This is a genomic window from Natronomonas sp. (assembly GCF_046710025.1).
GTDB lineage: Archaea > Halobacteriota > Halobacteria > Halobacteriales > Haloarculaceae > Natronomonas.
The window spans coordinates 1-19999 of the sequence record NZ_JBKEGK010000021.1; the positions used below are offsets into that span (position 1 = coordinate 1).

The 19999-nt window shown below is 64.3% G+C and carries 17 protein-coding genes; 7 read left to right on the forward strand and 10 right to left on the reverse strand.

Annotation, left to right across the window (positions count from 1 at the left end; all coding sequences use genetic code 11):
- Positions 1-342: 342 nt before the first annotated feature.
- The 6 genes from ACI944_RS02825 to glpK (ACI944_RS02850) form a co-directional block, all read right to left on the reverse strand.
- Positions 343-1074: a ribonuclease H-like domain-containing protein gene (locus ACI944_RS02825; protein WP_411717558.1), complete on the reverse strand. Its 732-nt coding sequence runs from the start codon at positions 1072-1074 to the stop codon at positions 343-345.
- Between the two features lie 25 nt (positions 1075-1099).
- Entirely contained in the window at positions 1100-1678 is a 579-nt protein-coding gene (locus ACI944_RS02830; RefSeq protein WP_411717559.1) for a DJ-1/PfpI family protein, read from the reverse strand.
- A gap of 312 nt (positions 1679-1990) precedes the next feature.
- Entirely contained in the window at positions 1991-2467 is a 477-nt protein-coding gene (locus ACI944_RS02835; protein WP_411717560.1) for an FKBP-type peptidyl-prolyl cis-trans isomerase, read from the reverse strand.
- Between the two features lie 164 nt (positions 2468-2631).
- Positions 2632-3801 (reverse strand): Cdc6/Cdc18 family protein, encoded by a 1170-nt coding sequence (locus tag ACI944_RS02840; RefSeq protein ID WP_411717561.1) that lies wholly within the window; start codon positions 3799-3801, stop codon positions 2632-2634.
- 177 nt (positions 3802-3978) lie between these two features.
- Positions 3979-5079: a hypothetical protein gene (locus ACI944_RS02845; RefSeq protein WP_411717562.1), complete on the reverse strand. Its 1101-nt coding sequence runs from the start codon at positions 5077-5079 to the stop codon at positions 3979-3981.
- A 3-nt stretch (positions 5080-5082) separates the two neighbouring features.
- Positions 5083-6615 carry a glycerol kinase GlpK gene (gene glpK / locus ACI944_RS02850; RefSeq protein ID WP_411717563.1) on the reverse strand — a complete coding sequence of 511 codons (1533 nt, stop codon included), beginning with the start codon at positions 6613-6615 and terminating at the stop codon, positions 5083-5085.
- Positions 6616-7106: 491 nt separating this feature from the next.
- Here glpK (ACI944_RS02850) and glpA point away from each other — a divergent pair, with 491 nt between their 5' ends.
- The 5 genes from glpA (at position 7107) to ACI944_RS02875 (ending at position 12711) form a co-directional block, all read left to right on the forward strand.
- A complete protein-coding gene (gene glpA, locus ACI944_RS02855; protein WP_411717564.1) occupies positions 7107-8837 on the forward strand; it encodes an anaerobic glycerol-3-phosphate dehydrogenase subunit GlpA in 1731 nt (576 codons plus the stop codon).
- A complete protein-coding gene (glpB, locus tag ACI944_RS02860; protein WP_411717565.1) occupies positions 8827-10101 on the forward strand; it encodes a glycerol-3-phosphate dehydrogenase subunit GlpB in 1275 nt (424 codons plus the stop codon). The genes glpA and glpB overlap by 11 nt, the downstream gene beginning before the upstream one ends.
- A complete protein-coding gene (locus tag ACI944_RS02865; protein ID WP_411717566.1) occupies positions 10098-11480 on the forward strand; it encodes an anaerobic glycerol-3-phosphate dehydrogenase subunit C in 1383 nt (460 codons plus the stop codon). The genes glpB and ACI944_RS02865 overlap by 4 nt, the downstream gene beginning before the upstream one ends.
- Before the next feature lie 97 nt (positions 11481-11577).
- Positions 11578-12219: a transcriptional regulator GfcR gene (gfcR, locus tag ACI944_RS02870; RefSeq protein WP_411717567.1), complete on the forward strand. Its 642-nt coding sequence runs from the start codon at positions 11578-11580 to the stop codon at positions 12217-12219.
- 108 nt (positions 12220-12327) lie between these two features.
- Positions 12328-12711: a methylglyoxal synthase gene (locus tag ACI944_RS02875; protein WP_411717568.1), complete on the forward strand. Its 384-nt coding sequence runs from the start codon at positions 12328-12330 to the stop codon at positions 12709-12711.
- A gap of 15 nt (positions 12712-12726) precedes the next feature.
- On the opposite strand, the gene pyk is transcribed toward ACI944_RS02875, so the two are convergent.
- The 3 genes from pyk to glpK (ACI944_RS02890) form a co-directional block, all read right to left on the reverse strand.
- On the reverse strand, positions 12727-14469 hold the full coding sequence (pyk, locus tag ACI944_RS02880) for a pyruvate kinase (RefSeq protein ID WP_411717569.1): 1743 nt from the start codon (positions 14467-14469) through the stop codon (positions 12727-12729).
- Positions 14469-15905: an aldehyde dehydrogenase family protein gene (locus ACI944_RS02885; protein ID WP_411717570.1), complete on the reverse strand. Its 1437-nt coding sequence runs from the start codon at positions 15903-15905 to the stop codon at positions 14469-14471. The genes pyk and ACI944_RS02885 overlap by 1 nt, the downstream gene beginning before the upstream one ends.
- A gap of 299 nt (positions 15906-16204) precedes the next feature.
- Entirely contained in the window at positions 16205-17731 is a 1527-nt protein-coding gene (glpK, locus tag ACI944_RS02890) for a glycerol kinase GlpK (RefSeq protein WP_411717574.1), read from the reverse strand.
- Between the two features lie 145 nt (positions 17732-17876).
- Here glpK (ACI944_RS02890) and ACI944_RS02895 point away from each other — a divergent pair, with 145 nt between their 5' ends.
- Positions 17877-18566 carry an RAD55 family ATPase gene (locus ACI944_RS02895; protein ID WP_411717571.1) on the forward strand — a complete coding sequence of 230 codons (690 nt, stop codon included), beginning with the start codon at positions 17877-17879 and terminating at the stop codon, positions 18564-18566.
- Complete coding sequence (locus tag ACI944_RS02900; RefSeq protein ID WP_411717572.1) at positions 18567-18968, forward strand: hypothetical protein; 402 nt, start codon at positions 18567-18569, stop codon at positions 18966-18968.
- A gap of 103 nt (positions 18969-19071) precedes the next feature.
- On the opposite strand, the gene ACI944_RS02905 is transcribed toward ACI944_RS02900, so the two are convergent.
- Positions 19072-19905: a hypothetical protein gene (locus ACI944_RS02905; protein ID WP_411717573.1), complete on the reverse strand. Its 834-nt coding sequence runs from the start codon at positions 19903-19905 to the stop codon at positions 19072-19074.
- Between the last annotated feature and the right edge of the window lie 94 nt (positions 19906-19999).

Below are 19999 nucleotides of genomic sequence, written 5' to 3' on the forward strand. Positions count from 1 at the left end.
CGCCACTCCCCACCGGCGAGTGGCGGTCGTGACACACTGATCACATCCTCCTCTGAGTCGATTTCCGTCGATAGAGCCGGATCTCGTGCACGGATTCGGGGGTATTCGCAGCGCCACTCAGCATATTTCATATACCAATATATGATTTATCAGCGGCTCACTCGTGTTCAACGGTCGTGCGGCGGGTCGTCGGGGGCGCTGTGCCACCCGAAGGTCGATGCCGACGACAGGTACATGCTGGGCTGCGGGAGCACTCATAAATTGTACGCGGCTCGGCGAAAAGCGTCGACGCTGATAACCGCGGCACAGCAGAGGACGAGGTGTACTGCGAAAACAGTAGTCTCAGGGCAGCAGCTCACGGTCGAGTCGCTCGACAGTCCGGTCGGCGACCGTCCGCAGGTTCACCGTGTCTTCACGGTTGTACGAGATGAGGGTCTCCAGTGATCCATCGACACCGCGTTCGTGCTCGCGCCACAGTCGGACGGCGTCCCGCCCGGAGATATCAGGCCGGTCGCGCTCGACGCCGACCTCGGGTTCGATTACTTTCAGCCCGCCGGTCAGGCCAACGCGCTTGCAGGGGTACATCAGATCGAGGTGCGGCCGGTCGATCTCGAGATCGAAGGCGGTTTCGAGGAACGGGACGTCGAAGCGAGCCCCGTTGAACGTGACGAGCAACGGGGCGTCGAGCAGTTCCGCGAGGTTCTCGCGGGTCAGGTCGTCGCCACGAACGAGCGTCTCCGTGTCTCCGCTTTGGTGTGCGCTGACGCAGGTCACGGTGTCGCGGTCGTGATCGAGCCCCGTTGTCTCGATGTCAAAAAAACACGCCTCCCCGCGGAAGTCTTCATAGAGCCGCCAGCGCTCCTTCGAAGGGAGGACCCGCTCGAAGAACGTGGAGTCGCCATCGTCCAGTCGCGGGCGGGCACGCTCGATGAACGATTCGATCCGTTCGGCTGTCGTCGGGCCGCACAACGACGGGTCGAACGCAGACCACGTGCGCGCACCCGCGTTCCACAGCTTCCGTTCAGTGGTCCGGCCAACCCCATCGACGCCGATGTAGGTGTTTTTGAGACGCACGAACGACGGTGAGGGTGGGATCCTTCTAAACCCCTCGTTCGTATTCCAACTCCCGGGCGACCGCGTCCGCGACGGCCGGGCCGCACTCCCGGTCGACGAGATGCAACGCGAGGTCGAATCCCGAGGTGATCCCGCCCGCCGTCAGCACCCGTCCGTCGTCGACGAACCGCGCCTCCCGGACCGTACAGCCAGTCCGTTCGAGATCCTCCAGGGCGGTGTGGTGCGTCGTCGCGGGGCGGCCATCGAGGAGCCCCGCGGCCGCCAACAGCATCGCGCCGGTGCAGACCGAGGCGACTGTTGCGCCAGCGTCGAAGATGTCGGCGATAGCGTCGGGGAGATCACCGCGGTCGTACTCGCGTCGGACGCCCGGCGCGTCGGGGTCGTTCCAACCGCCGCCGGGAACTACGAGCGCGTCGGTCGACTCGGAGAGCGTCCCGTCGGGTTCGACGCGGAGGCCGCTTCTGGCCTCAACTCGATCGGCCGGCGTGGCCGTTACCAACCGGGCGTCGATCCCGTCGCGTGGGGCGGCGAGGCGGAAGACCTCGTACGGAGCGATCGCATCGAGTTCGTCGAACCCCTCGAAGAGGAGAATGTCCACGCGCATACGGCCGCATCGTCGGTCGCAGATATATACCCGGCGGCGATATAAATCGTATGTTGCGATATCAAATGGCTCGAAACGCCCGGCAGAGACGGGTTTCAACTACTCAACTGCGTGCTGAGCAGTTGTGAAGCGTCTCACGCGGGAGCCACGACAGAGCACGGCAGCAGAGAGGATCAGTTCTCGACACGACCACGCAGAAAGTCACTTGTCGAAGAGTGTAGTGCGCACGCAGTCAACATCTGTTCGGTGCGCGTTCGGATCAAGACGCACAGCCAGGGGATGGCTGGACGACAGCCGGACAACGGTACGTGATTAGCGCTGCGCCGATTCGACGTTGAGGATCTCAATATCGAAGACAAGCGTCCGACCGGCCAACTCGTGGTTGAAATCGACTTGAACCGACTCGTCGGTGATGGCGGTGACATCGCCATGGAGGTCGTTTTGCGCCTCGACGTGCGTTCCGATCTCGGGCGGTTCCCCCACCATCGCCTCGAAGGACTCCGGATCGTATTCCCGGACTCGGTCCGGATCGTGCTCGCCGTAGGCGTCGGCCGGCGGCACCCGTGCCGTCGCCTCTTCTCCAGCCACCATCCCGACGACAGCGGAATCAAGGCCGCCGATCACCTCGTTCGCGCCGACAGTAAACGACAGCGGGGCGGGATCGCCCTCTTCCGGCGGCAACAGGCCGTGTTTCTCCGCAACGGCGGGCCGCGACGTCGCGAATACGGTACCGTCCTCGAAGCGTCCGACGTAGTCGAGTCGGACCCGATCACCCTGTTCGATTGGCACACCGGCGGTTGGGTCGAACGACACATAGTGGCTTCGCACGGCGGGGTCAACTGCCGCCGAGGGTGTGCCCGCCGCTCGGCGCTCGCGAACACGAATCTCAGTATGAGCGTTCGAACCCACTCCGCCGGCGATGATGCGCAACCCCGACCAACCGACGCAACGCGCTACTGCCGGAGGTCGTACAGCCGACGGAACGCGGTCGGCGGGAACCGCAACTCGACGCGGCTCGGTGGCCGGCCCTTTCCGTTATTATTCTCGGCTTGAACGCGTTCGACGATCCCGGTTTCGGCCATCTCATAGAGGAATCGCTTGACCGTCCCGACAGAGAGGTCGACGTCGGCGCTGACCGTCTCAGTCGTCGCTGAGACTGACGCGCGTTCGTCATCGTCGAGGTCCACAAGCCGTCGCAAAACGAGCTGTTTGTTGACCGGCAGCGACAGCACCTGCGCGAGGGAGACAGAGGAATCGGGGATCTCCCCGATCGCGGCGTCGACGTCCGCCTCGGAGAGCCGGGTCCGGTCGGCTCGGTCGGCCCGGTCGGCAGCGATGAACAGTGCCGCGAGCGCGCTGTGAGCGTTGCCGTCGGCCCAGTCGGCGATCCGCCGGGCGAGGTCGTGATCCAGCGCGCGCTGGGTGAGCCCCTCGGAGGCCCGCGTCATCAACACGTCGACGAGCATCTGGCGTTGGTAGGGGGCGATGTTGATCGATGTTGCCGTGTAGGTAGTCAGGCCGGTGCGGTCCGGGGGCGTCCTGCCGATGGCGAGCCAGCTCACGTTGCTCGGCAGCCCGGCGAACAGGTCGATGAGGCCGGCGGTGTCGATGCTGTTCGGCTCGCCTACGTGATCGACGGCGACGACGACTCCGTTTCTGGACTCCCCGAGGATGGCGTGGAGCCGTTCGCGGAGTTCCTCGGTGCTGATGCCGTGTTCCGGAACCGAGTTGTCGACAAGGTCGTCGAGGACGGCGTGATAGAACGCGAACTCGCTCGTCGTCGTCCGCGTGTCGAGGTAGACGAAGCCGGGCGTCGTCGGCGAGGCCGCCCGCGTGCTCGTGTGGATGATCGAGCGCGGGTCTGTCGAGAGCCGCTGGAGGTGTGTGAACAGGGCGGTGACGATCGCCGACTTCCCGGAGCCGAAGTCGCCGTGGACGTACGCGTTCGGAGGCAAGACGCCGTCAAAGACCGGATCAAGATGATCGAGCAAACGCTCGAACACCGGGCCACGGTCGGAGGGTTCGTCGATGTGTGCCACCGGCGACAGCGACTCGTAGTCCTGAATCAGTCGCGGCCCCTCGTCACGTCGCTGTCGTCGTTTTATTCTCGCGTCGATGTCCATGTCCGGTCCACGTGTTTGTGAGGGATTTCAGCCACGTCATAAAAAGAACCCCGATCATGGAGTGTCCGGCTACACTTATTGAGGCGGACACTGCGGCGCCCGGGCCGACATCGACCCAGTACGCCGCGGTTCTGAGCGATACTTCAGCCGCAAACCCAGCCGAGTGTTCCTGTCGAATTAGAGATACCCCGCGTTTGGCAGGATACCGGCGATCGAGAGGACGGCGACGACGAACATCGCAATCGCGATCGCCATCGCGGGTGGGTCAACGTGAGTTCCCGAGTGTGAGTAGAACAGCCGCTGGGTCAACTCGCCCAAGAGTCCGCTGACCGCCCCGAAGACGCCGGCGGCGATGAGGGCGACGACGCTGCCGGCGACGGGCAAGAAGACGACCGCGCCGACCGCACCGATCAGCGTGATATGGTGTGTGACCGGGATCTTCTCGACGCCGAGATTCAAGAACAGCAGGCTGATTGCGGAGATCGCATAGCCGAGGAAGATGCTCCCGGTCTGGATGTAGATGTAGCCGCCGAGGATACCGCCGATGAGGCCGATAGCCGTGACGCCGGACCATTTGTACTGGTGTGGGAGCCACGGCTCGGTCGCCAGGCGGCCCTTGTGTTCGAGTGGAACCTCGCCACCGTCGGTCGCCGTACGCGGCTCCTCACGCTCGAAGGGTGACATGTCCAAGAATCCGGAGCCGTTCGGCTTACCGACGAGCGGGTAGCCGAAGGCTGGGCGGGCGAGGAACGCGGTCGCGAACACGGAGAAGGCGATGAAGTCGGTCGGCGGCGTCATCCCGAGCACGTTGATGAAGATGCCGTTTCCGACCTGCGTAATGAGCATCCCGATCGTACCGAAGATCGCGCCGACCGCGAGGATGTCCGGCTTCGTGCCGAACGCGTAGAGGATGTTCTTCCCGAAGTGGTAATCCCAGCCATCGGGCTCCATCTCGGGGTACTTTTTGCCCGCGTACGCCGAGGCGGCGACACCGCCGGCGAAGGCGATGTGCGGACCGGTGATCGCACCGAAACCGATGACGCCGGTGATACCGACCGCCAGTTCCCCCGCAGGGACGGCTTCAACCTGCCCGGTAAGTTCCCGCTGGAGGATCGCAACGCCCTCACCGAGGAAGACGACGAACCCCGTAAAAATGAACGCAGGCAGCGCACCGAGGGCCGCGCCGAAGGCACCGCCCGCCAAGGCAGTAATGAGAAGCAGCGCGAAATCCTCAACCGGCATGCCGATGACCGGTATCTGGAGGAGAATATCGTACATTGATCACTCCTCCTGGGCCCAATCGAGGGACCGCTCGACGGCGTCGTCCCACCGATCGTACATCTTGTCAGCCTGGCTGTCATCCATTTCGGGGTCGAACTCCTCGTCAACCTGCCAGTTCGAGCGGAGTTCCTCCATGCTCTCCCAGTAGCCGACGGCCAAGCCCGCAGCGTAGGCCGATCCCAGTGCCGTGGTCTCGTCGACCTCCGGCCGGGCGATTTCCGTTTGGATGATATCCGACTGCAACTGACAGAGGAAATCGTTCTTGACGGCGCCGCCATCGACGCGCAACGACGTCGTCTCGACGCCGGAATCGGCTTCCATCGCCTCGGCCAGGTCCCGCGTCTGGTAGGCGATCGACTCCAAGGTCGCCCGGACGATGTGTTCTTTACGTGTACCACGGGTCATTCCTACGATCGTTCCGCGCGCACGGCCGTCCCAGTGGGGCGCCCCGAGCCCCGTGAACGCCGGCACCATATACACGCCGTCCGTCGAGTCGACCGAACTCGCGAGTTGGGCCGTCTGTGCGGCGTTGTAAATGAGGTCGACGTCTTCGAGCCACTCGATCGCCGCGCCGGCGATGAAGATCGACCCTTCGAGTGCGTACTGGACTGGTTCGCCCGAGAGTTGGAACCCGACCGTGGTGAGAAGCCCGTGGTCGGACGTAACGGCCTCGTTGCCCGTGTTCATCAGGTAGAAGGCACCCGTCCCGTAGGTGTTCTTCGCGTCTCCGGCATCGAAACAGGTCTGTCCGAACAAGGCCGCCTGCTGGTCCCCTAGTGCGCCAGCGACGGGGACTTCCGCTCCAAGGAACCCGTCGGCGTCGGTGTGGCCGTAGAGATTCTCGTCGGAGGACGGCCGGACTTCGGGCAGCATCTCCCGGGGCACGTCGAACTCGTCCAAGAGTTCGTCGTCCCACTCCATGTCGTTAATGTTGAACAGCATTGTCCGGGAGGCGTTCGAGACATCCGTGATGTGGTTGCCCGTCAACTTATAAATAATCCAGCTGTCGGGCGTTCCCATCATGAGTTCGCCTGCCCGTGCGCGGTCGCGCAGTTCGCCCGGACGGACGCTCTCGAGTTTCAGCGGTTCGGCGTTGTCGAGGATCCACTCGGTTTTCGTCGCCGAGAAGTAGGCATCACATTCCAGGCCGGTTTTCTCCCGGATTTCCTCGACCTTGCCCGCTTCCTGAAGTTCCTCGACGCGGTCCGTGGTCCGGCGGTCCTGCCAGACCAGGGCATTAAACACCGGCTTGCCCGTGTCACGGTCCCAGATGATCGTCGTCTCGCGCTGGTTCGTGATCCCCAGTGCCTCCAGTTGCGTGGGATCGAGGTCTGCCGATTCCAGCCCCTCCTGGATGACATGTTTGGTGTTTTCCCAGATCTCCGTCGGGTCGTGTTCGACCCATCCCGGTTCGGGGTAGATCTGCTCGTGTTTCTTGTACGCGTTGGTTATTACTTGCCCGCTGTGGTCGAAGACCATGAAGCGGGTTCCTGTTGTTCCCTGATCGATCGCGCCGACATATGAGGTTGCCATCGTTGATATACTCCGTTAGGCGGCAGTTTACTTCCGTAGCCACCTTGCCAATAAACAATATAACACTATGTATTAAATGTTACCCATGATTGGGGTATGGCGATAAAGATACCCAGCTACCCGGCTCAACCGAGCGTCTTCCAACGGTTCGGAGATGCTATCGCCCTCGTGCACGGTGTATGAGTTGATGCTGAGTGGCAAATAGATCTAACGCCCGCGACCACGACGCACGAATCTGAACCGTATCACCGTAGCCGGGTCGACAATAGAGAAGCGACGACGACCGACGCACTCGGATCAGCTATGGTAGCGTGCAGCACGATATGCTGATATCCGAATGTTTTTATTGAAACTGTAGAACAGCCGAATTAGCGCCCGAAAAGGTCGAACGCCCTCATCAAGGATTCCTATGTATTCGATTCTTATTTTTACTGTCAAATACCCGTTATCGATGAAATAAAGTAGATAGAGCCTGAATACCGTGAACATACATGGAATCGGTACCACACATCGCCGTCATTGGGGGCGGGTCGACGGGAGCCGGGATCGCCCGGGACCTCTCGATGCGCGGGTTGGACGTGACCCTCCTCGAGCAGGGGAACTTGACACACGGCACGACGGGGCGGATGCACGGACTGCTCCACAGCGGCGGGCGGTACGCGGTCTCCGATCAGGCGAGCGCAACGGAGTGTATCGAGGAAAATCGCGTCCTGCGGGACATCGCGAGCCACTGTGTCGAGATGACGGGCGGGCTGTTCGTCAAGCGGCCGGAGGACTCCGAGGAGTACTTCCAAGAGAAACTCGAGGGGTGTGAGGCGTGTGGTATCCCCGCGGAAGTGGTGTCGGCGAGCGAAGCGCGCGCCATGGAGCCGCATCTCGCAAAGGACATCGAGAAGGCGATTTCCGTCCCTGACGGGGCTGTCGACCCCTTCCGGCTCGTGGTCGCCAACGCCGCGAGCGCGAGCGAGCACGGCGCGCGGATCGAGACGCACTCGACGGTCGAGGACCTGCTCGTCGAGGATGGCGAGGTCGTCGGGGTGGCGGTCAACCACGCTTCGGGGGCCGGCGAACGCGTCCACGGTACGGAGGGCGGCCGCGAGGAGATCCGTGCAGACTACGTTGTCAACGCAACGGGCGCGTGGGCGGGACGGATCGGCGACATGGCCGGTGTCGATATCGAGGTCCGACCCTCGAAGGGCGTCATGACCATCATGAACACCAGACAGGTCGATACCGTTATCAACCGTTGTCGACCGAAGGGCGACGCCGACATCGTCGTCCCCCACGAGACGACCTGCATCCTCGGCACGACCGACGAGGAGGTCGACGACCCGGAGGACTACCCCGAAGAGCAGTGGGAGGTCGATATGATGATCGACACGCTCTCCGAGTTAGTGCCGATGCTTGAGGAGGCGCGGACGATCCGCTCGTTTTGGGGCGTCCGCCCGCTGTATGAACCGCCGGACGTCGGCAGCGACGACCCGACCGATATCACCCGTGATTACTTCCTGCTCGATCACGCCGAACGCGACGACCTCGGCGGGATGACGAGCATCGTCGGCGGAAAGTTCACTACCTATCGGATGATGGGCGAGGAGATCTCCGATCACGTCTGCGAGCAGTTCGGTATCGACGCCGAGTGCCGCACCGCCGACGTGCCGTTGCCCGGCAGCGAGGACTTCTCCGTGCTCCGGGATTACATGGACGAGTTCGGCCTCCGGTCCCCGATCGGCCGCCGAAGCGTCGAACGGCTCGGCTCGCGGGCTGAGGAGGTGTTGCAGACCGACGGCCCGAACCCGACGGTCTGTGGCTGCGAGGGCGTCACACGTGCGGAGATCAAGGACGCGATCGGGCAGTCGGGATCGGACCTCAACGCGGTCCGCATCCGAACCCGCTCGTCGATGGGGAACTGCCAGGGCGGCTTCTGTTGTCACCGGATGGCGAACGAACTTCACGGGGAATACGACGAGTCGACGACTCGGGCCGCCTGGGACGAACTCCTCCAAGAGCGCTGGAAGGGGCAACGCCACGCGCTGTGGGGCGAACAGCTCTCGCAGGCGATGTTGAACTACGCGTTGCACGCGACGACACAAAACCGCGATCACGACCCGGCCGACGGCGAGCCGATCGACTTCACCGCGTTCGACGACGGACGTGGATCGGTCGGAGAGTCACCCGGCGGCGAGGTCGCGGCCGACGGAGGGGATCGCCGTGGCGATTGAGTCAGACGTTCTCGTCGTCGGCGGCGGTCTCGCCGGTCTCACGAGCGCGATAGCGGCGACTCGCGCGGGCGCGGACACCCGTCTCGTTTCATATAAACAGAGCACGCTCCGAAACGCCTCGGGGCTCGTCGACGTGCTCGGCTACACGCCGGACGGCGACGGCCCCCTAACCGACCCATATGAAGCCATCCCATCGCTGCCGACGGACCACCCCTACCGGACCGTCGGGGTTGAGGGGGTTCGGGAGGCGATGGCGTTCTTCGACGAGGTCGGCCCTGACTACCGCGGCGGTCACACCGACGCGAACGCACTCGTGCCGACCCACGGCGGGACGATCAAGCCGACCGCCCGATATCCGGCGGGGGCCAGCGCCGGCCTTGCGAGCGACGAGCGTGACGTCCTGTTGGTCGGCTTCGAGGCGATGGTCGACTTCGACGCCGCGCACGCGGCCGCACACCTCGAAGCGGCGGGCGTCCCCTTCGACGTTCGCGGCGTCACGATCCGGTTCCCGGGCGAGCTCCGCTCGGATGCGAAAGTGACTCGCTACGCGAAGTTGCTCGACACCGACGGCGAAGTGGCGGTCCGCGGGCGGAAGCGACCGATCCGGGCGGCGCTTGCCGAGCGCGTCAACACCGAACTCGAGGACGAGGCCCGCGTTGGCTTTCCCGCCATCCTCGGCGACGGCGACGCGGCTGGTATCCGGGCCGAATTGAGCGACGCCCTCGGCGCCGATGTGTTCGAGGTGCCGATGGGACCGCCGTCGCTTCCGGGGCTGCGGCTTGAGGACGCCCTCTTCGACGCGCTCGACCGGGCGGGCGGGCGCTTCGAGACCGGAAACCCGGTCGTCGATTCGGACGGGGAGGGGCGGATCGACCAGGTGTACATCGAGAAGAACGGGGCGAAGATCCCCAACAGCGCCGACCAGTACGTCCTCGCGACGGGCGGGTTGGTCGGCAAGGGCGTCGAGTCCGACCGCGAGGCGGTGTATGAGCCGATCTTCGGCTGTCACGTCCCCCACGCGGACGATCGCTACGAGTGGTTCGACATCGAGGCCTTCGGCGACCACGACTTCGCCCGGTTCGGCGTCCGAACGGACGAGGACCTCCGACCGATCGGGCGCGAAGGGGACATCGAGTTCGATAACCTCCGGGCAGCGGGGTCGGTGCTCGGCGGGTACGACTTCGCAGCCGAGAAGTCCGGCAGCGGCGTTTCAATCGCGACGGGGTATGCTGCTGGCCGTGCAGCAGCGGAGGCGGCACGATGAGCGACGCCGAAACCCCCGCGGACCCGGAGTCGGCGTTCGACCCCGCGGAGCCGAACACCGGCGAGGCGTTCGAACCCGTCGACGTGTTTCCCGACAGCAGCGACTTCGACCTCCGCCCCGGCGCGGACTCGTGTTATAAGTGTTCGACGTGTGATACGAACTGTCCCGTCGCGGAGGTCGACGACGACTTTCCCGGGCCGAAGTTCCAGGGTCCCGAACAGTGGCGGCTCAAGCAAAACGAGGACGACTACGAGGTCGACGATTCCGTGATGGACTGTTCGAACTGCATGCGGTGTGACAACGCGTGTCCATCCGGGGTGCCGCTCTCGCAGATGCACAACACCGCTCGCGGGGAGTACGTCGAAAACCAAATGTCGAAGCTCTCCGTGGAGTACTGGCGCAACCGGGTTCTCGCGAACTACCGGACATCGGCGTGGTTCGCCAGCAAGGTCCCACGGCTTGCGAACGCCGCGATGAACTTCGGGCCGGCGCGGTGGGTGATGGAGAAGACGATGGGCGTCACGAGCGAGCGGGAGTTCCCCGCCTTCGCAACCGAAACCTTCCGGGAATGGTGGGAACGACAGGGGGCGGCAACCGGATCACGCGAGCGCGCTCGCGAGTGCCGGGAGCGCCGCGGCGACCCCGTCGACGCCGACAAGAAGGTGGCGTACTTCCACGGCTGTTACTCGAACTACAACACCCCGGAGGTCGGGAAAGCGATGGTTCGGGTGTACGAACACTTCGGGTACGAGGTCGTCGTCCCCGAACAGCGCTGTTCGGGCACCCCGATGTTTGCAAACGGGATGCTCGCCGACGCCCGGCGGCACGCCGAGATCAACGTCTCCTCGATGGCGGACCTCGTCGAGGAGGGCTACGACGCCATCGCGTCGTGTACCTCCTGTTCGATGGCGCTGCGCCAGGAGTACCCGGAACTGTTCGATATTGAGGGGATCGACGAGGTGGCCTCCCACACCTTCGAATCCGTCGAGTACCTCCGAATCCACGAGGACCTCCGGGGAGCCGTCGCCGAGGCCGAACTCGACGACGGCCTCGAAGAGGAGTTCGCCTACCACGCCCCGTGTCACGCCCGTAACCAAGGTCTCGACCGACAGGCCGTCGAGCTGTTCGGCGAACTCGACGGCGTCGATGTCGAGGACGTCGGCGACTCCTGTTCGGGCATCTCGGGCACCTACGGGTGGAAGGCCGAGAAGTACGACAAATCGATGGAGATCGGCGAGGAGATGTTCGAGCACATGGACGAGGCCGAGGGCGAAACCGGGATGACCGAGTGTCCCACGTGTGCGATGCAGATGGAACACGGCACGGGCTACGACATCAGACACCCACTCGAGCTACTGGAGGCGGCGATCATCGAGTAACGCGGCCGCGACAGTGCCTGTGGGTGCGGACACGAAAGGGGCAGACTGGAGCGTGGAAGGCACCATCACTTATAAACGACGACGACCATCCTCAGTTATGAAAAACATCGACGGACTCATCGAGAGCGCGAGGCAACTGTCCGAACGCGGCTTCTCGAGAGGAGAAATCGCGGACGAGTTGAACGTCTCTCGCGAGACGGCGACGTGGCTCGTCGAACGGAGCGGGGAGACAACACCGGCCGCCGTCGCCGAGCAGACGGGCGGCCCCCACGACATCCACGTCGACTGGAGCGCGCTGGGGCGTGACTCGGCGCGGCTCACTTACACTGGCAAGGCGATGGCGGATCTGCTCTCGAAGCAGGGCGAGTCGGTCGATCTCACCGTCGGTATCGAGAAGGCCGGCGCCCCGCTGGCGACCGTCGTCGCCCGCGAACTCGACACCGACATCGCCGCCTACGCCCCGCGCAAACACCACTGGGAGGAGGGCGACATCGACGAGCTCAAGGGGACGTTTTCGCAGAACTTCGCCGACATCCGCGACCGGGAGTGCTACGTCGTCGATGACACCATCACCAGCGGCACGACAATGCGCGAAACGATCGACGGCATCAAAGAGCGCGGCGGCAAGCCGGTCGCCTGCGTCGTGTTGGTCGACAAACAGGGCATCGAGTCGATCAACGGTGTTCCCGTGTACTCGTTGATCCAAGCTATCCGCGTCGGGAACGCCGACGAAGAGTAGGCCACGTTTATAAACATATCACGGCGTTTTGACCCGAATTCATATACGTTGTTGCTGCCCGATCCAACCTGCCGACGGCTTCAAGACACCTCCGGGTATAGATCGGTCATGCGCATTGCGCTCATTGCTCACGACGACGAGAAGCCGGAGATGGTCGACTGGGCGAGAGAACACGAGTCGATCCTAGCGGGGAACGACATCATCGGGACGGGGACGACGGGCGGGCGGCTCAACGACGAGACGGCGTTGTCCGTCACCCGGATGGAGTCAGGACCCTTGGGCGGGGACTTGGTGATCGGTGCCGAGATCGTCACCGGAAACTGCGACGCGGTCGTCTTTTTCCGGGACCCGATGACGGCACAGCCTCACGAGCCGGACATCTCCGCGCTGCTGCGGATCTGCGACGTTCGCGGCGTTCCGCTGGCGACGAACCGCGCGAGCGCAACGGCGCTGCTCACCGGCTTGGTGGACTCCGGAAGCGCAGAATCGTGAACCGCGGGACCCCCATCAGCGCTCGTCGGCCGCGGCCTCGTAGACGACACCACGATCGCCGTCAACTGTGACGACCGTCCCGTCGGAGAGCGACAGCGTGGCATCGCCGACCATCGGCACCCCCAGTTCGCGGGCGATCATCGCCGGATAGCTCGTCATGCCGGACTGGGCGGTGACGATCGCGCCGACGGCGGAGAGATCACCCGAGAGCTCCCCCTCGAAAGCAGCGGGAAGGACGACGACGGAACCGTCGGGGCAGTCGGTGAGGTCCCCGTCGGCGGAGACGAACACCGGTCCGACGGCGCGACCGGCACACACCCCACGGCCGCTGGCGAGCACCTCGGCGGCGACGTGGACCTTCATCGTGTTCGTGGTGTTCGCGCCCTCAAGTTCGGTCATCATCCCGGCGAGGACGACGACGGTGTCGCCGCTGTCGATCACCCCGGCGTCGATGGCTTCTGCCGCCGCGGACTCAATGAGTTTCGTTGCGCCGCCGGCCGGCGACGGCCGGTACCGCGGGAGGACGCCCCAAAGCAGCGCCAGCCGTCGACGGACGGCGGCGTCGGGCGTCACCGCCACAATCGGGACCGCCGGGCGGTACTTCGCGACCTTGTGGGCGGTGTAGCCCGACTCGGTGACGGTGACGACCGCCTCGGCGTCGACATCGCGGGCGAGGTACCGCGCCGAGCGCGCGATGGCGTCCGTCCGGGGTTCGCTGGCCGGGGGGACGCGGTTATCGCGGGACTCGGCGTACTCGTCACTGGATTCGACATCGGCGACAATGCGGGCCATCGTCTCGACGACGTTAACGGGGTCATCGCCGATGGCAGTTTCGCCGGATAGCATCACGGCGTCGGTACCGTCAAGGACGGCGTTGGCGACATCGGAAGCCTCCGCCCGCGTCGGCCGGCGAGCCTCGATCATCGAATCGAGCATCTCGGTGGCAGTAATCGCCGGGACCCCCACCGCTTGTGCCTTCCGGATAATGCGTTTCTGGATCAGCGGGACACGCTCGAGGGGGCATTCGACGCCGAGGTCGCCGCGAGCGATCATCACGCCGTCGGCCGCCTCAAGAATCTCGTCGATGCGCTCGACGGCGTCGGCGCGCTCGATCTTCGCAATCACGGGGATGTCGGCGCCGAACTCCTCCAGCGTGGCGTTGACGGCGTAGACGTCCGCCGCGGAGCCGACGAAGCTCGCGGCGACGTAGTCGGCTCCGGCATCGGCCGCCAGTCGCAGTTCCTCACGGTCGCTCTCGTTGACGAACTCCAAGCCGAGGTCGACGCCGGGGACGTTGACGCCCTTGCGGCCGCCTAACTGACCACCGGAGTCGACGTCGACGACGACCGTTTCGCCCTCGACGCGCTCGACCGTCGTCTCGATCCGACCGTCGTCGAGCAGGACGCGATCGTCCGGGTCGACGGCGGCGATCGACGCAGAGAGGCCGATCACGTCGTTGTCGACCGTCTCGCCTTCGACGAGGCGGCGCGTCGATCCTGTCGGCACGGCCACCGACGCACCCTCCTCAAGCGGGGCAGTCCGGATCTCGGGGCCGGGGACATCGAGAAGCGTCGCCACGGGCGCGCCGTCAGCGCCGTCGATCCCGCGGATGCGCTCGATGGCTGCCTCGCGATCCTCGACTGTCCCGTGGCTGGCGTTCAGCCGCGCGACTGACATCCCGGCGTCGGCGAGGCCCTGTATTGTCTCGCGGTCGTCGGAGGCTGGGCCGAGCGTACAGACGATCTTGGCTCGGCGCATCAGAGGATGATGCTCTTGCGTTCGACGAAGGCCTCGATCGTGTAGCCGATGCCTTCGCGGCCGATCCCCGAGTCCTTCGTCCCGCCAAAGGGAATGTCGCCGAGACCGTGGCTTGGAGCGCCGTTGATGCGAACGCCGCCGACCTCGAGGCGGTCGGCCATGCGCATCGCGCGATCGTAGTCCGCCGTGAAGACGGCTGCGTCGAGGCCGAGATCGCCGTCGTTGGCGACCGCAAGCGCCCCGGCCTCGTCGGCGAACGTCGTCACGGCAACGACGGGACCGAACTGCTCCTCGTGAACGATACGGGCGTCCTGGGGGACGTCCGCAAGAAGCGTCGGTTCGACGAAGCGGCCGTTGCGCTCGCCGCCCCGGACCAGCGTCGCGCCTCGCTCGAGCGCGTCCTCGATGAGTTCCATGACCCAGTCGGCCTGCTCGTGGGAGATGAGCGGGCCGAGCGATGTCTCCTCGTCGAAGAGATCGCCGGGTTCCCATCCCTCCATCTCCGCGTCGATTCGGTCGACTAACTCGTCGTGGGCGTCGTCGTGAACGAGGACCCGCGAGACGGCCGAGCACCGCTGGCCCGCGTATTTCAGCGATCCGGCCGCGGCCGCCGACGAGGCCGCATCGAGGTCGGCGTCAGGAAAGACGATGGCCGGAGCGTTGCCGCCCAGCTCCATGTGGAGTTCGACCATCCCGCTGACCGAGGCGACGTGTTTGCCGGCGCCCGAGGAGCCGGTCATCGCGATGGCGCCGATACGGTCGTCGCCGGCAAGCACGTCACCGATCTCGCTGGCGCGGCCGGGGACGAACCCGAAGGCGCCCTCGGGTAGGTCCTCGGCAGCGTCGACGATGATCTCGGCGAGGATGGCGGCGCTGATGGGGGTCTTCGATGCCGGCTTCAGGATGACTGCGTTGCCCGCCGCGAGCGCGGGGGCGACCTGCAGGGCGGTCGTCGATAGGGGGTAGTTGTACGGCGTGATACAGAGGGCGGTCCCCACTGGCTCGTGTCTGACAATCGCGCGCCAGCCCTCGTGGCCGTCGGTCGTCCCCTCGATGTACTCGCCCTTCATGGACCGAGCTTCCTCGGCAGCCCGCCGGAACCGCTCGGCGGCGGCGTCGACCTCGCCGCGCGCGCTGGAGATCGGCTTGCCGGCCTCCCGGACGATCACGTCGGCGAGTTCGGCCTTGCGGGATTCGATGCCGTCGGCGATGGCGGTGACCCAGTTCGCGCGCTGGACGACAGTCGTCTCGCGCATCTCGGCCTCGGCCGCCTGTGCGGCGGCGAGGGCGTCCTCGGCGTCGGCGGGCGTCGCGGCCGAGACGCTCGCGAACGTGGTGTCGTTGGTAAGGTCAGTCACTTCGATCCGGTTGCCCGTTGGCGTCCACCGGCCCTTGATGTAGAGTTCGTCGTGGTTAAGCGTGGAGTCGGTAGCCATACACGATGATTGTCACGAGGGGACAAAAGATTTACTCACGATAGAATAAAGAATACACAGGCAGATCGGACCGGACGGAACGCCCGCGTACGCCGGTAACCTGGGGAGGACGAATTTTCTATACCGAGGCATGTTGTCAGGTCTCACGGCATTCGGGGGATCGCTCCGCCGGCTCAGCTCGCGGCCGAGCACGTGGCCGAACGGATACTCGACTCAGCACAGTCTGGGCCCGGCAAATAATAAAAAACAGAGGCAGCCGGACCCTCGGGCGATACCCTCGTTCGGGCGTTTCGTCGTCGCTACGTCCGGTCCCAGTCGCGGGACCGCTCGACGGCGTCGGTCCACCGGGCGTAGCGCCGGTCTGCCTCATCGGCGTCCATTTGAGGGGTGAACTGCCGGTCGATCCGCCAGTTCGAGCGCAACTCCTCGGCGTCGTTCCAGTAGCCGACAGCGAGACCGGCCGCGTAGGCCGACCCCAGCGCCGTCGTCTCGTCGACCGCCGGCCGGGCGATCTTCCGCTGTAGAATGTCCGCTTGGAGTTGACACAGGAAATTATTCTTGACGGCGCCGCCGTCGACGCGCAGCGTCGTCGTCTCGACCCCCGAGTCGGCCGCCATCGCCTCGGCGATGTCGCGGGTCTGATACGCGATCGACTCTAGGGTCGCCCGCACGACGTGTTCTTTCGTCGTTTCCCGCGTCATGCCGACCATGGTTCCGCGGGCGCGCCCGTCCCAGTGGGGTGCCCCCAGCCCCGTGAACGCCGGCACCATGTACACGCCGTCCGTCGAGTCAACGGATCGGGCCAGTTGGGCGGTTTCGGCGGGGTCGTCCACAAGGCCGACGCTGCCGAGCCACTCGATGGCGGCACCGGTGATGAAAACGGAGCCTTCGAGTGCGTACTGGACAGGGTCGTCGGAGAGTTGAAAGCCGATGGTAGTCAGGAGGCCGTTGTCGGATTCGACGGCTTCGGTGCCGGTGTTCATCAGATAGAACGAACCGGTTCCGTAGGTGTTCTTTGCGTCGCCCGGATCGAAGCACGTCTGACCGAACAACGCGGCCTGTTGATCGCCGAGCGCGCCGGCGACGGGAACTTCAGCGTCAAGAAAGCCGTCGGCGTCGGTGTAGCCGTAGAGGTTCTCGTCGGAGGACGGCCGAACCTCGGGCAACATCGTCTCTGGTACGTCGAACTCCGCAAGCAACGCCTCGTCCCACGCGAGGTCGTGGATGTCATAGAGCATCGTCCGGGAGGCGTTCGAAACGTCCGTGATGTGGTTGCCGGTCAGATTGTAAATGAGCCACGAGTCGATCGTCCCCAGCAACAACTCGCCGGACTCGGCCCGGGTTTGTACGTCCTCGGGGTGAGTGCGCCGGAGTTTGATCGGGTCGGCGTTGTCGAGGATCCACTCGACTTTCGGCGCGGAAAAGTACGCGTCGGGCTCCAAACCGGTTTTTCTCCGGATCGCTTCGACCGTGTCCGAATCGAGCGTTTCGATGCGGTCCGTGGTTCGGCGGTCCTGCCAGACCAAGGCGTTGTACACCGGTTTGCCGCTCGCTTCGTCCCAGACGACCGTTGTCTCGCGCTGGTTCGTGATCCCGAGCGCCGCCAGCTGGTCGGCGTCAACGCCAGCGATCGAGAGCCCGCGGGAGACGACCGCCTTGGCGTTTCGCCAGATTTCGACGGGGTCGTGTTCGACCCAGCCGGGGTTGGGGTAGATCTGTTCGTGCCGTTCGTAGGCGTTGGCGACCACCTGCCCGCCGTGATCGAACAGCATGAACCGCGTTCCCGTGGTTCCTTGATCGATCGCACCGACGTACGTCTCGGTCATCCGTGTGTGACGGTATTCGTCTCGATCATCTGGCGACACACTATTGACCGACATATCGCCCGCAAATATAATCATTCCCCTAGCTCACCGGTTTGAACACTGAGTCGGTGTGAGGGGTTATATTCAGTATGGACGCTTCTTCGGTATGCGCGTTTCAAGCGGCGTCTCGGGGCTCGACGAACTCGTCGGTGGCGGAATGCCAGCCGGTCGACTCTACGTGCTGTCCGGTCCCCCGGGAAGCGGAAAGACCACGCTGTCGACGCAGTTTCTGGTAGAGGGGGCCAAACAGGACGAGAGCGGCCTCTTCGTGAGCATGCACGAGTCCCGTAACGACATCATCGAGGACATGTCCGGGTACGGATTCGGGTTCGAACGGGCCGTCAAGACTGACCGGGTGACGTTCGTCGACGTGTTCTCCGCCGAGGGCAAGCGGCTGTTCCAGCCGCCGGGGAAACACCGCGACGCCTCAAGCCTTATCAACCGCCTCACCGGATTCATCGAGTCGAACGGGATCGAACGCGTCGTCGTCGACTCGACGATGCTCCTCGAGTACTTACTCTCGGACACCGAAAACGACACGATCCAGTTTCTGACATCGCTGAAACGGACCGACGCGACCGTCGTGTTGATCTCAGAGATGACCGATCCGACCGCCTATACCGACGAGCACTATCTCGCCCACGGCGTCGTCTTCATGCACAATTTCCTTGAGGAGGGTGGGATGCAGCGGGGGATACAGGTCCTGAAGATGCGAGGGACGGGGATCGACACTGACATCCACGACCTCGAGTTCAGCGACGACGGCCTTCGGGCTGGGACGAAACGGGGGGCGTAAATGTACGATCGATACTTCGAGGATGAGAGGACGTACACCAGTGATGAGGTCCTCAGGCGCGCCTACGCCCTCGGCGTCGCGTCGGTGTGCGGTGACCCGGACGAGGAAACGTACGACCGGCTCAGACGGGGCTCTCCCGACACCTACGACGAGAGCATCATCGAACTCGCCTACGACGAGGGACGGGCGCGGGCGCTCAACCTCGAGGCAGACGCCGAAGCCGACGAAGAGATCTGGGAACGGCTTGTGGCGTCCGAGTTTGACGGCGAGGGATTGAGCGCGGGGACGGCGTCGGAGGATACAACGGATGGGCTCCCGGACGCGATCCGATCGCCGGATTCCGGCGGGCCAAAGGAGGGCCCCCCGGATCGTCTCGACCTCCCGTCGTTTCTGCGCCGGTGAGGGCTGGCCTTGGCTCCTGCTGGAGTTCGTCCATCCCGATCGTGCGAACGAGCGTGTCTATCCCGATAGCGGCAGATGCGTCCACAAGCAGTCACAGAGACGTTCAGAGCAAGCCGGTGATGAATCCAAGACCCATGCCGAAGAGGACAACAGCGGAGACGGCAGGCAGATAGGGGGTGTACTGTTCGACCGTCTGTTCGTGGCGCTGATAGCCCGCGATCAGTAGCATCGTCAATCCGACGATGCCGACGATGACAGTGATTGCGTACGCGCTCATCAATTCGAGGCAGTAGTTCGATCCGGCACAGAGGGCGATGATCTCGAACTCCTCCTCGTGGGCGAACCCGAGCAGGAATGCAAACCAAGCGATTCCGAGGAGTCCCCTCTCGGCGGCGACATCATGGCTATCTCGTGCGTGCGAGTGTCCGCCGACAAGCGGAATTGCACTTTGGATACGAGAGACGAGCCCCTCGTCCTGCACGGGTGACTGCTCGCCGAGATCTTCATGGCTGTGGTGTTGTGCGGAGTGCTCTGTCGACTCGTGGTCGTGACCCTCGTTCTGGTGGGAGTGTTCACCACCGTGGGCGTCGTGAGAGTGACCGTGACGGTACTCTCGAACGCCTAGGCCGATCAGCAGGACGCCCGCGACCAGACTGACCGGGCCACCGATCTGGATGCCGGCAACAAGCGTGAGTGGTTCGTTGATTTGGGTGAGATTGAAGTAGGATTTCGCATAAAAGAACGCCCCAACCATCGCGATACTGCTGATAAGGTGTCCGATACCGAGGATGAAACTCGCCGCAACGCCGTAGATCCACTTGTTCGTCTGATCGAGCGCGTACGAGGCGGCGACAGGCCACCCGTGGCCCGGTTCGACACCGTGGACTGCCCCGAGCGCGACTGCACCGACCAGCAGGCCGGCGTCTTCCGGTATCATCGTCGTATCCTGTACTCGGTGAGAGCGCCGAATAACGGTTGTTACTACCCGATCGGGGGGATCGTCATACTCGATACTCTTATGTGCGGGCACC

Excerpts from the sequence above, each read along its gene's own strand:
- ACI944_RS02875 (WP_411717568.1), top strand. The coding sequence starts at position 12,328 with ATGCGCATTGCGCTCATTGCTCACGACGACGAGAAGCCGGAGATGGTC.
- glpA (WP_411717564.1), top strand. The coding sequence starts at position 7,107 with ATGGAATCGGTACCACACATCGCCGTCATTGGGGGCGGGTCGACGGGA.
- gfcR (WP_411717567.1), top strand. The coding sequence starts at position 11,578 with ATGAAAAACATCGACGGACTCATCGAGAGCGCGAGGCAACTGTCCGAA.
- ACI944_RS02895 (WP_411717571.1), top strand. The coding sequence starts at position 17,877 with ATGCGCGTTTCAAGCGGCGTCTCGGGGCTCGACGAACTCGTCGGTGGC.
- ACI944_RS02885 (WP_411717570.1), bottom strand. The coding sequence starts at position 15,905 with ATGGCTACCGACTCCACGCTTAACCACGACGAACTCTACATCAAGGGC.
- ACI944_RS02840 (WP_411717561.1), bottom strand. The coding sequence starts at position 3,801 with ATGGACATCGACGCGAGAATAAAACGACGACAGCGACGTGACGAGGGG.
- glpK (WP_411717574.1), bottom strand. The coding sequence starts at position 17,731 with ATGACCGAGACGTACGTCGGTGCGATCGATCAAGGAACCACGGGAACG.
- pyk (WP_411717569.1), bottom strand. The coding sequence starts at position 14,469 with ATGCGCCGAGCCAAGATCGTCTGTACGCTCGGCCCAGCCTCCGACGAC.
- ACI944_RS02865 (WP_411717566.1), top strand. The coding sequence starts at position 10,098 with ATGAGCGACGCCGAAACCCCCGCGGACCCGGAGTCGGCGTTCGACCCC.
- ACI944_RS02905 (WP_411717573.1), bottom strand. The coding sequence starts at position 19,905 with ATGATACCGGAAGACGCCGGCCTGCTGGTCGGTGCAGTCGCGCTCGGG.
- ACI944_RS02900 (WP_411717572.1), top strand. The coding sequence starts at position 18,567 with ATGTACGATCGATACTTCGAGGATGAGAGGACGTACACCAGTGATGAG.
- glpK (WP_411717563.1), bottom strand. The coding sequence starts at position 6,615 with ATGGCAACCTCATATGTCGGCGCGATCGATCAGGGAACAACAGGAACC.
- ACI944_RS02845 (WP_411717562.1), bottom strand. The coding sequence starts at position 5,079 with ATGTACGATATTCTCCTCCAGATACCGGTCATCGGCATGCCGGTTGAG.
- ACI944_RS02830 (WP_411717559.1), bottom strand. The coding sequence starts at position 1,678 with ATGCGCGTGGACATTCTCCTCTTCGAGGGGTTCGACGAACTCGATGCG.